The 11564-nt window shown below is 32.8% G+C and carries 7 protein-coding genes; 4 read left to right on the forward strand and 3 right to left on the reverse strand.

Features of this window, described 5'->3' with window-relative positions:
• Positions 1 to 865: 865 nt before the first annotated feature.
• Together HGO49_RS06750 and HGO49_RS06755 are read right to left on the reverse strand one after the other, a co-directional pair.
• A complete protein-coding gene (locus HGO49_RS06750; RefSeq protein ID WP_172758436.1) occupies positions 866 to 1573 on the reverse strand; it encodes an IS6 family transposase in 708 nt (235 codons plus the stop codon).
• A gap of 36 nt (positions 1574 to 1609) precedes the next feature.
• Entirely contained in the window at positions 1610 to 2797 is a 1188-nt protein-coding gene (locus HGO49_RS06755; RefSeq protein ID WP_237398553.1) for a hypothetical protein, read from the reverse strand.
• Between the two features lie 50 nt (positions 2798 to 2847).
• Here HGO49_RS06755 and HGO49_RS06760 point away from each other — a divergent pair, with 50 nt between their 5' ends.
• On the forward strand, positions 2848 to 3555 hold the full coding sequence (locus tag HGO49_RS06760; RefSeq protein ID WP_172758436.1) for an IS6 family transposase: 708 nt from the start codon (positions 2848 to 2850) through the stop codon (positions 3553 to 3555).
• 240 nt (positions 3556 to 3795) lie between these two features.
• On the forward strand, positions 3796 to 4719 hold the full coding sequence (locus tag HGO49_RS06765) for an Rpn family recombination-promoting nuclease/putative transposase (protein ID WP_172758528.1): 924 nt from the start codon (positions 3796 to 3798) through the stop codon (positions 4717 to 4719).
• Here the strand turns inward: HGO49_RS06765 and HGO49_RS06770 are convergent.
• Positions 4703 to 6805: an ankyrin repeat domain-containing protein gene (locus HGO49_RS06770; RefSeq protein ID WP_172758527.1), complete on the reverse strand. Its 2103-nt coding sequence runs from the start codon at positions 6803 to 6805 to the stop codon at positions 4703 to 4705. The two genes, HGO49_RS06765 and HGO49_RS06770, sit on opposite strands and share 17 nt — an antisense overlap.
• 739 nt (positions 6806 to 7544) lie before the next feature.
• Between HGO49_RS06770 and HGO49_RS06775 the strand changes: the two genes are divergently transcribed.
• Together HGO49_RS06775 and HGO49_RS06780 are read left to right on the forward strand one after the other, a co-directional pair.
• Positions 7545 to 10049 (forward strand): ankyrin repeat domain-containing protein, encoded by a 2505-nt coding sequence (locus HGO49_RS06775; protein ID WP_172758526.1) that lies wholly within the window; start codon positions 7545 to 7547, stop codon positions 10047 to 10049.
• Positions 10050 to 10219: 170 nt separating this feature from the next.
• Positions 10220 to 11545: an IS110 family RNA-guided transposase gene (locus HGO49_RS06780; RefSeq protein WP_172758525.1), complete on the forward strand. Its 1326-nt coding sequence runs from the start codon at positions 10220 to 10222 to the stop codon at positions 11543 to 11545.
• Positions 11546 to 11564 lie beyond the last annotated feature (19 nt).

The raw sequence follows: 11564 nt of genomic DNA on the forward strand, positions 1-11564 counted from the left end.
AAAAATCTCCAGTACACTACAGAAATATTATAAATCAAAATAATTAAAAATGTAACAATTGGATTGCCATATTTAGTATAAAACTAGCGTTGTGATCTAAATTTCTACCTTGATTTACCTTTGAATTATGTTTTTGGTATGAATTGGCTCAATCTTTCTTTATTATTGAGAACTGTTCCTTTTGGGATGCGTTGGTCTACCACTTGATTCATGCGAACTTTTATTTATAATCACTTTATTATACCTTATAACTAGCCATAATAGACTACTTTAGTCAAATTTAGATATGAACTGATCGGCTTAGCTTTGTTACAAATTTTACACTTTTATTTGCACAACGCTGCTTTTATTTAAGCCGTTCTCGCAAGGATACGTACCTTTTTGCGATTTTAGGAAAAGTAAATAAGTAAATTTTACTTGATGCTAAATGAGATGCATGTTTTAAAATGTTTCTCTGAAAAGTTTTACAGCTTCTTCTTTGAATTCTGCTGTATACTCTCTTCCATTTGTCATATTACACCCCTTTATAAAAACATTTTTTACTAAAAACGTCCCAACTTTTTCTGGAAGGTCTGTATCTTTTCAAGAAGAGAAAATATAAAAAAACACTAAAATGAGTAAAATTATACTTGCATTAGGTTTTTTATTTTACATAATATATAATGTTTTTTTGTAATGGTGGAAAGTCAAAGGTATCTTTAATCCTAAATAAGTTTCTGATACAAAAATAAGTCCATCATCTAGAGAGTTACACTGTTGTGAAAATGTTTTAATAAAGAATGTAATGTTTACAGGTAAGTTTCAGGGTTCTGTCGCATCTATAAATTGTAGTACAAGAAGATTGTAAAAACTGGAATTATGAGAGTTATAGAGCCATTAACATAGCAAAATTTTCAAAAGTAGAACCATTATCATTAGCTTTAATAATTTGTCTTTTTTGAATCATACGAATATTTTCTATGCCTGTGATGGTAATCTTTGCAGAATGGAAGCTTTTAAACCCAAGCATTGGTTTTATTAATTTTTTGATAAATCTATGATCTTGTTCAACAATATTATTTAGATATCTTACTTGAAAAACCGTGATTCTATAAGGTTCAGGAATTTCCGTATTCAAGTCATCAATAGCAGCAATATTACTGCCGCTTTTATCAATTACTACTTTCTCAGGAAGATTATTCCTTCTAAAGGCTTTACGAAAGAATGCAAGTGCTGCAGACTTGTCTCTACGAGTACACATCAGAAAGTCTACAGTATTGCCGAGACTATCTAGTGCTCTGTATAGATAAACCCATTTACCGTTTAATTTTATGTAGGTCTCGTCCATTCTCCAGCTACTGCCAACCTGCTTCTTCCTTTTCCTCACCTCTTCATCTATCAGTGGCACAAATCTGATAATCCACCTTTGTAGCGTAGCATGATCAATTTTCGCTCCTCTTATACTCATCATTTCTTCCAAATCTCGATAGCTCAAAGAAAATCGACACTTCATGTATACTGATAACATTATTATCTCTGCTGAAAAGCTAAATCCTTTGAAATAGGGCAATAATTTTGGACTAATACGCAACATCTTTGCTTTTTTAAAGATGATTATATTACTTCTTTTCTATTTTCCTACAAATGAAACTGACTTCGCTCTATAGATGCGACAGAACCCTGAGAAATTGTCGATTACTAACTTAGCTAACTGTTCTTGGTTTAAGTTTTGTAAAATTCTTTTTTTATAGTATCTGATAGAATAATCATCCTTCTGAATTATTGCTTTTTTGAGCTCCTTTACTAGATATGTATCTAGCTTCATTAGATTTTCATACATGCCTTGATTATCATGCAATTTAACATTCAATTGATCTATTAAATGATTTAATTTATCCAATGCTTGACCACTTATATAGTCCGAAAGCTTACTCTTAAGATCTTCTGTAGATAAATTGGCTGAGCTATCTAACATTACTAATTTTACTTTATACTTATTTTTGTCACAAAAATCTCTGAGTTCTTCCAATGGGTATTTTTCTTTATTACACTTATACTTAGCATTAGAAAAAATGGTATACAAAGCAAAAACAGGGATTCCTTTAGTTACCATATAATGAAGTTCATCACGACTTTCTAATGTCATTCCAAGAGCTCCCCCAAGCTTTTCTAGTAGCTTTTTCTCATTTTTTCCTAGGGAGGTAGATCCTGCAAACTTATCTTGTTCTTTATCACTATATTCTCTGACAAAATTCATAAACTCTGTTCTTTCATCAGCTACTTTTTTTCCCATTCCACATAAATCATCTATTTTACTTTCTTCTACTCCATGATATTCAAGATAGTCTCTTACTACAGCATCGTTGCCGTTACTGAGTAAATCTACTAGCTTTTTAGGAACTTGTTCTAATCCTTCAGATGACATCAAGAGGTGAAGTTTTTTATCTTGGTTCCAGTTTCTTATCAATCTTATGAACAAATCATAGTCTTTGTTTTCCTTTAGAACATTAATCACAGATTGCATATGTTGAGCAAGCTCTTGCTTCAATTTATCGCTTTGAACACCTTGGTCTTTAACGTATGTTTCTAAATCATAATTATTGTCTAATGCTGCTTTAACTTCTTCTACTAAGCCTTTCAAATCTGTACACCTCTTTTCATCAAGCTCGTGTCTGTTTAGACCCGTTAAGCATGAAAGTGTATTCTCAATTATTCCATGCATTACGCGGAATGCAGAATAATCAGCAATACCACTAAAATCATAATATTCTTTTACAATTTTGGTTCTGTCGCATCTATAGAGCGAAGTCAGTTTCATTTGTAGGAAAATAGAAAAGAAGTAATATAATCATCTTTAAAAAAGCAAAGATGTTGCGTATTAGTCCAAAATTATTGCCCTATTTCAAAGGATTTAGCTTTTCAGCAGAGATAATAATGTTATCAGTATACATGAAGTGTCGATTTTCTTTGAGCTATCGAGATTTGGAAGAAATGATGAGTATAAGAGGAGCGAAAATTGATCATGCTACGCTACAAAGGTGGATTATCAGATTTGTGCCACTGATAGATGAAGAGGTGAGGAAAAGGAAGAAGCAGGTTGGCAGTAGCTGGAGAATGGACGAGACCTACATAAAATTAAACGGTAAATGGGTTTATCTATACAGAGCACTAGATAGTCTCGGCAATACTGTAGACTTTCTGATGTGTACTCGTAGAGACAAGTCTGCAGCACTTGCATTCTTTCGTAAAGCCTTTAGAAGGAATAATCTTCCTGAGAAAGTAGTAATTGATAAAAGCGGCAGTAATATTGCTGCTATTGATGACTTGAATACGGAAATTCCTGAACCTTATAGAATCACGGTTTTTCAAGTAAGATATCTAAATAATATTGTTGAACAAGATCATAGATTTATCAAAAAATTAATAAAACCAATGCTTGGGTTTAAAAGCTTCCATTCTGCAAAGATTACCATCACAGGCATAGAAAATATTCGTATGATTCAAAAAAGACAAATTATTAAAGCTAATGATAATGGTTCTACTTTTGAAAATTTTGCTATGTTAATGGCTCTATAACTCTCATAATTCCAGTTTTTACAATCTTCTTGTACTACAATTTATAGATGCGACAGAACCGTTGTAAAAGATGATAAAATATAACATCTAAGGTGCGCAATGGCATTTTAGGGTTATCTATGAAGGTAGTTTTTTGTCAACTCTTGAAGTTTAGCTAACTTTAATAGACTTTAGCATAAAAACGTTGAATATTTCTTCACAATTGTGTATAATTATTAATGCTTTTTATCTTACTTTCTCATGGCTCTTTCGAAGTTTCTCGATCCAAAATTAGATTTAACATTTAAGAAAATCTTCGGTACTGAAAAAAATAAGAATATCCTTATCCATTTTTTGAATGATATCTTAGGCTTTACTGGAGTCAATGCTATTCAGGATGTTGAGTTCCTCAGCACCATTATGAACCCTGAGATTGCTTCTGATAAACAAAGCATCGTTGATGTCCTCTGTAAGGATTCTCTCGGAAATAGGTATATTGCGGAAATGCAGCTCGCTCGTGATAAAGGCTTTGAGAAACGTGCCCAACTTTATGCTGCTAAAGCCTACTCAAGACAGTCTGGCAATTACATTGATTTTAAAACTGTTTTCTTTATTGCTATTTCTAATAGTACTCTTTTTCCTTCAGATGTTTATTATATTTCCACTCATAATATACGCGATATAAAGACTAACGGACACTATTTAAAAGATTTTCAATTTGTCTTCATTGAACTACCTAAATTTACAAAAAGTAAAGTAGAACAGTTGGAAACTACTGTTGAGAGATGGTGCTTTTTCTTTAAGTATGCAGAAGAAACAACTGATGAAGATTTAAGAAAAATAGCAGAAAAGTCACCGATAATAAAGTTAGCGTATGACGAGTTAGATAAATTTCATTGGAATGAGAAAGATCTTGTAGCTTATGAAGAAAGGGTAATGGATTTACAGAAAGAAGCTGCTATCTTGGAACAAAAACTTGATGATGCTACTCACAAAGGTAGACAAGAAGGTAGACAAGAAGGTAGACAAGAAGGTAGGCAAGAAGGCATCCAAATCGGCCATCAAAAAGGTAAAATTGAAGGTAAAATTGAAGTTGCAAAAAATTCACTTAAGGCCGGTGTCTCTATTGATGTTATCGCTAAAATCACAGGCCTTTCTTTAGATGAGATTAAGAAATTAATTTAACCTTATTTCTAGTCAAATGGCCTTGAATAGAAGCATTATTTAAATAACTCCTAGGTCCTTGCTGTTCTTCTATATTATTGACCTCTAATGTATCATCTCTTTTGTGTAATATCTGTTGTGTTGATTGATTTAATATTACATCTAATCCTTTATTAAATTTAGCCATAAACTCATTAAACTTTTTCTCGCTTAATTTACCAGGGCACCCTACTTCCCTACCAGGACATGCTTTCTCTAGATGTGAGTTTAAAATCCCTGAAATTTCATTAAACTTACCACTCATGACTTTTCTAGTAATATCTTTCTGCACTCCCATATAATCAATATTTAACCGATGCATTGATATCCCACTTTTTAATGCAGCTTGCTCTACTACTTTCTCAAATTCCTCTATAATATTTAACGCATAGCCCTGTGCTTCTAATGGTGATATAGACTGAACTACTGTGGAAATATACTTCTGACCTGTGATTTTCCTTATAAATACATCTAATAAAAGAAGTATACCGTTGTTATCAATACCTTGAACTGTAATAGCTTTAGAAGGTTCCATACTTATAGCTGCCTTAAAAGGAGAAGAAACAAACTGAAAAATACCTTTAATAGTATCTACCGTAGTGTAAGCAAAAATATTGATAAATGAAGATGGCTTACTTGTTCCGCTTGTAACTCCTATTTTATTAGGACCTATCTTATCATTTTGCAACGAATTTTCATCCTCTTCTCCAGCACTTCTGTGATTACGCACACGTGTTGATAAGATAACACCTTGTTTTTGTAAATCTTGTAAAGTAAGTTGCAGGATTTCTTCACTTTTTCTTATTCTTTCTTCTAGAAGGTTTAGTATTTCCGAGCTATTTTCTTTACCGAGAAGCTTAATTATATTCGCTTTGCCAAGAGCAGCTGCTGAGCTTAAAGGCACCCAATCACCATTCGATTTACTAAGAGCAGCCGCTGAGTCTAAAGGTGTCCAACCATCTTTATTTTTAGCGTTAACGTCAGCATGTTTACTTATAAGAAATTCAGCTACTTCTGAATGACCAGAGATAGCAGCCAAGTGTAGAGGAGTATCACCATAATTGTTCTTAGTATTAATATCAGCCCCTTTCTCTATAAGTTTTTCTACTGTACTTAAGTAATCACGTGCAGTAGCCAAGTGTAGAGGAGTATCACCATAATTGTTCTTAGTATTAATATCAGCCCCTTTCTCTATAAGTTTTTCTACTGTACTTAAGTAACCACCTTCAATAGCCAAGTGTAGAGGAGTACCGCCTTCATTGTTTTTAGCATTGATATCAGCCCCTTTCTCTATAAGTTTTTCTACTGTACTTAAGTAACCACCTTCAATAGCCAAGTGTAGAGGAGTACCGCCTTCATTGTTTTTAGCATTGATATCAGCCCCTTTCTCTATAAGTTTTTCTACTATACTTAAGTAACCATGTCTAGCAGCCAAGTGTAGAAGGGTATAGCCATGATTGGCTATAATATTAACATCAGCTCCTTTCTCTATAAGTTCCTCTAATACTTGTAATTTACCATGAAATCCAACCCCAATAGCAGCCGCAATCAGGGGAGTAAGGCCATGATTTTTAGCATTAATATCAGCTCCTTTCTCTATAAGTTTTCTTACTACCTGTAAATTACCATTTAGAGCAGCCAAGTACAACGGAGTGTAACCTCTATTGGTCTTAGCATGAATATCAGCCCCTTTTTCTATAAGCTTTTCTACTATATCTAAATGACCATGCTTCGCAGCTTCGTGCAGAGAAGTAAAGCCTTTATTGTCTTTAGCATGAATATCAGCTCCTTTCTCTACAAGTCTTTCTACTATCTTTAAGTAACCACGTCTAACAGCCAAGTGCAACGGAGTGTAACCTCTATTGGTCTTAGCATGAATATCAGCCCCTTTTTCTATAAGCTTTTCTACTATATCTAAATGACCATGCTTCGCAGCTTCGTGCAGAGAAGTAAAGCCTTTATTGTCTTTAGCATGAATATCAGCCCCTTCATTGATAAGATCTGCAACCAGATTAGCATCTCCACTACGTACAGCAGCAAATAATTCATTATTATCACCAGGAATCATTTAACCCTCCATATAAAAACATCTAATTTAGTTAAGCAAAAGTAAGGTATTCAATCTCAAATAAGAAAAAATATCCTTTTCTAAATAAAACAGCTACCTAACAATATAAAGAAAAATATTTTCACTATCATATTTATTATACATAAAAAATTAATACCTCAATATACCTTCTATAAAATACTCCATCTCTAAAACCTGTCAATCCCTATTTAAAAATTTTCTATGCAATGAATTGCTATTAACTTATTAGTAATATTCAATAATAATTGAGTTAACATGGGCACTTCCAGCACTCAAAACTAAGGACAGTGAGAAGAGTTTGTTTTGGGATGTGTTGGTCTACCATGTGTACCATACGAACTTTTCTTTATAATAATTTTACTATACGCTAAAATCACCTATATTAGCCCATTTAATCAATATCTACATACGAACTGTCTTGCCTAGCTTTGTTTGCAAAGGTTTCAAACTTCTATTTTTGTAACCTTATTTTTACGCGGCTTGTTCTCACGAATGTACGACCTTTTTTAAAGTAGTAAATAATACAATTCTTTATAACACTAGTTAGTATGGTCTTCTTATTAGAGTTATCCCTTCAAAAAGACTGTGAATTATCAATCTGCTTTAATGGTATTATAATGTTTTACATATAAACCTATTCTGTAAAAATTCACATTTCAATTCATTATAATTATGATATATAATATACCATATGTTGATTTTAGTAGGGGGTATAGGTATGCTTAATCCAAATCAGATAGAACATGTTAGTAATGGTTTTGAAGACACTACGTCTCGTGAATTTGAAGGTTTGCATGAAGAAATATTTGAAGATATCAATAAAGAAAATTCAGTAATAGATAATTTAGAAAGTAAAATAGAAGATCTACAACAAGAAAATTTTGATCTTAAAAGAAATCTAGGGTTACACAAACACTATAAGCAAATAGCAGAAGAGGATAACGAAGTAGTAATTGCACTGACCAGAAAAATACAAACCCTAGAAGGGGAAATTAAAATGCTTAAAGTTACAATGGAGAAAGACGAAAGAGAGAAACGTAACATCTGTGAAGAAATTGAAAGATTAGAACAACAGAGAGAAGAATTAAAAGGAGATCTGGAAAATAAGATTTCTAGAATTAACACCTTAAAGAAGAAGTTAAAGGATCAAAAAGATGACATTCATTTCATGAACATAACAAATAAAAAGCTAAATCAAGATTTGGATCAAGCTAAGGCTTTAATAAATCGGTTAAAAGAGCGGTTGGGAGAGAAGGAAAAGCAGCTGGAAGACTTAACAAAGAAGTTACTAGATGATAATAATTATTTACAAAAAATTGAGTGTCTGAGAGATAATCTAAGGTTCGCTTATAGGAAACTAGATCAAGAAAAATTTAAAAATCATGATTTGATTGAAGAGTTGAATAGATTACAAAAAGCAGTTAATGAAGATCTAAAATTAAAAACTCTACATCCTCAACCCGGAAGATCACTCTTAGATGAGCTCGATCAGGCAGATATCAAAGCAGACAAACTTACTAAAACGGAGAATGATTGTGATAAAGGTGGATATAGTCAGGAATCAGATTTAGGTTACGCTTCTTTTCTTGACGGAATAAAACCAGAGTCGAGTTCTGAGCAAAAGTGTCTAGAATCAAATAGGCCATTGAATTTAGAAAAACAGGATTTAACTAGAGAGTTGAGTACATTACAAAAAGAAAATGAAAATCTAAAATTAAAAGCTCTACATTTTCAACCTGGAAGATCACCCTTAGATGAGCTCAGTGAGGTAAAGATCAAAGCAAACAAATTTACTAAAATGGAAATTAATTATGATAGAGGTAGTTGTAACCAGAAAGAAATTCATTATGAAGATGAATTTTTAGATGAAGGTTATCATAGTTTATTTGAGCAAGGAAAAGAATTACGTGCTAAGCAAGAGTGGTTAGAAGCAAACAAACTATTGGATGAAGAGTATGAATTAATTAAAAAATATTTATGGTTTCCATCTGAATTCAGTAAAGGTAGATCTCTAATGGCTAGTCAATACTCATTTGAGGAGCTACTGTGTATCTGGCTTGCTTGTACAACTAATTTGACCAAAAATCAAAAAAAGTTAAATAAAGAATTATTAAAGATTCTTAAGGGTATAGAGTGTTTTTATCAGTACGATACTGATAAACTAGAAAAGTTCTTAAAAGATAACAAGAACGATCAAGATTTAAAAGTTGTTCTTAATCTTAAAAGAGGAGAGTCTGGATTAACATTATTACATGCTGCTTCAAAACTCAATCATGACGGTTCTATTTTAGTAGATTTACTTTTACAAGCAGGAGCTGACCCTAATATAAAAAGCAATGAAGGGAAAACACCTTTACATTATGCTGCTAATAGAAATTATGCTTATCCTATTATAGATCTACTCTTAGAGGGAAAAGCTAATCCTAACATACAGGACAATACAGGAAAAACCCCTTTACAAATTGCGATTGATAATAATAACGTCAACAGTTTAGAATACTTCTTCACTACAAATCAGAAGAAGTTGAGTAAGGAACTATATGATATACTCCTAGGTACAGTATTATCTAAAGATAGTAAAAAACCTCATATGATAGGTAAATCTGCTAACGCTCGAGCTATTGAAAATTTAGAAAAATTTCTGAATAAACACAATAATAGTCAGGATCTGAAAATGATTTTCACTATTCAAGATAGAGCAGGTATGTCGAAAGTACTTAGTTATGCTAAGACTGCGTGCAAAGAAGTAGAGGATTTACTTCTAAAAGCAGGAGCAACTCACCCTGAAAAAAAGGACTCAAAAATCCACAGTAAGGAGAGAAAGTGTTTACCTCAACCAAGTACTTTATGGAACATACAAAATCAAGAGATAGTACTAGACAGATTTTTAAATGAAATATCTCAAGTTAAAGATATGGAACAGCTAGAAAAATTAGTCAATAAGGCTATAGTTTCTGGGATAGTGCTAAATTTTGCTAAAAAATCTTCTAAAAATAAAAAATACAACTTTCTAGATTATGTAACAAAAAAAATTAATAGATTAGAGAAGAATTCTAAAGTTGCCAATGATATAATATATAAATTGGTAGCAAGAGGAGCTGTCTTCTATTCTCAGGATAGCGCCGGACAGATAAAACCTGTCAAACCAAAAAGAAACTTCCTAGCTGAGTGTACGGCAAATTTTATATATAATTTTGTAGAGAAGAGCTTTTTGCAGTTATAGCCGAACTGTGCAATGGTGCCTTAAGTGCCCGTAGAATAGCGTGGCTTTGGAGGAACGGTCAAACCACTGATGGAGCCTTTTGGGCTACCTCGATTAGAAGAATGTATAACTCAACCGTCCCAAGCTTAAGCACTTCTCAACTATGGATTATTATATAATGGAGATTAAAAATGGCAAAGGTCAAAAGTAAATTAGAGATAACGAATCCTAATGCAGCAGGAATCGATGTTGGCTCGGCTGTACATTATGTATGTGTACCCGAAGGAAGCGATGAACAACGTATACAAAAATTTAGCTGCTTTACGGAAGATCTCTACAACATAGCAAAATGGTTGAAAAAATGTAAAGTTAATACAGTAGCCATGGAGTCAACAGGAGTGTACTGGATTCCTTTGTTTCAAGTACTTGAATCACACGGATTTGAAGTAAAACTGGTAAACGCAAAACATGTTAAAAATGTACCTGGGAGAAAATCAGATGTGCAAGATTGTCAATGGATTCAACAACTACACAGTTACGGGTTACTCCAAGGGTCATTTAGGCCAGATGATCAAATGTGTGTATTGCGTAGTTATGTTCGGCAACGTAAAAATTTAATTGAAAATGCTTCTACACATACTTTGCGTATGCAAAAAGCGCTAACACAAATGAATATTCAACTACATAGAGTTATAAGCGATACAACTGGTGTAACTGGAATGCAAATTATTAAAGCAATAATAGATGGTGAGAGTAATCCTGAAAAATTGGCTGAACTAAGAGATGGACGAATAAAAAGTGATAAATCTGTTATTGCAAAAGCATTAGCAGGAAACTATAGAAAAGAACACCTATTTACATTAAAGCAAGAATTTGAGCTATATAATATTTATCAGGAAAAAGTAGCAGAATGTGACAGGAGCATTGAAGAATATTATAAAACATTTGAGACAAAGTCTGATGAGAGTAAAAAGTTAGGTGAAGAGAAAAATAAGCATAGAAAAAGTAAACCAAACTTTGCTTTGCATGAAGAATTATATCGAGTAACTGGTATAGATTTTACCAAAATTCCTGGATTGGATATACTAACTGTACAAACTATCATTTCGGAAGTTGGTGTTAACTATAATAAATGGCGATCAGAAAAGCATTTTACTTCGTGGTTGGGGCTAAGCCCTGCTAATAAAATTACAGGGGAAAAAGTGTTTAGCACAAGAACACGTAAAGTCATTAATCGTGCCGCGAATGCATTTCGAATGGCTGCTCACTGTGTATCAAGAAGCAATAGCGGAATAGGTGCATATTGTAGAAGGTTAAAAAAAAGACTAGGTGCACCAAAAGCGATTACTGCTACGGCAAGAAAATTAGCATGTATCTTTTATAGTATGTTGAAGTATGGACAAGAATATGTAGAAAGAGGAATAGATTATTATGAAACACGTTACAAAGAGAGGGTTGTAAAAAATTTAATCAAAAAGGCACAGGAATTCGGTTATATCTTAGTTCAACAGGAATAACTAATGGGAAGTTTCTTAG

The sequence above is a fragment of the Wolbachia endosymbiont of Diaphorina citri genome, assembly GCF_013096535.2.
In the GTDB taxonomy this organism is placed as follows: domain Bacteria; phylum Pseudomonadota; class Alphaproteobacteria; order Rickettsiales; family Anaplasmataceae; genus Wolbachia.

What these genes read in the sequence shown, in the direction of transcription:
- HGO49_RS06750 (WP_172758436.1), bottom strand. Translation starts at nt 1,573, where the DNA reads ATGTTGCGTATTAGTCCAAAATTATTGCCCTATTTCAAAGGATTTAGC.
- HGO49_RS06755 (WP_237398553.1), bottom strand. Translation starts at nt 2,797, where the DNA reads ATGAAACTGACTTCGCTCTATAGATGCGACAGAACCAAAATTGTAAAA.
- HGO49_RS06760 (WP_172758436.1), top strand. Translation starts at nt 2,848, where the DNA reads ATGTTGCGTATTAGTCCAAAATTATTGCCCTATTTCAAAGGATTTAGC.
- HGO49_RS06765 (WP_172758528.1), top strand. Translation starts at nt 3,796, where the DNA reads ATGGCTCTTTCGAAGTTTCTCGATCCAAAATTAGATTTAACATTTAAG.
- HGO49_RS06770 (WP_172758527.1), bottom strand. Translation starts at nt 6,805, where the DNA reads ATGATTCCTGGTGATAATAATGAATTATTTGCTGCTGTACGTAGTGGA.
- HGO49_RS06775 (WP_172758526.1), top strand. Translation starts at nt 7,545, where the DNA reads ATGCTTAATCCAAATCAGATAGAACATGTTAGTAATGGTTTTGAAGAC.
- HGO49_RS06780 (WP_172758525.1), top strand. Translation starts at nt 10,220, where the DNA reads ATGGCAAAGGTCAAAAGTAAATTAGAGATAACGAATCCTAATGCAGCA.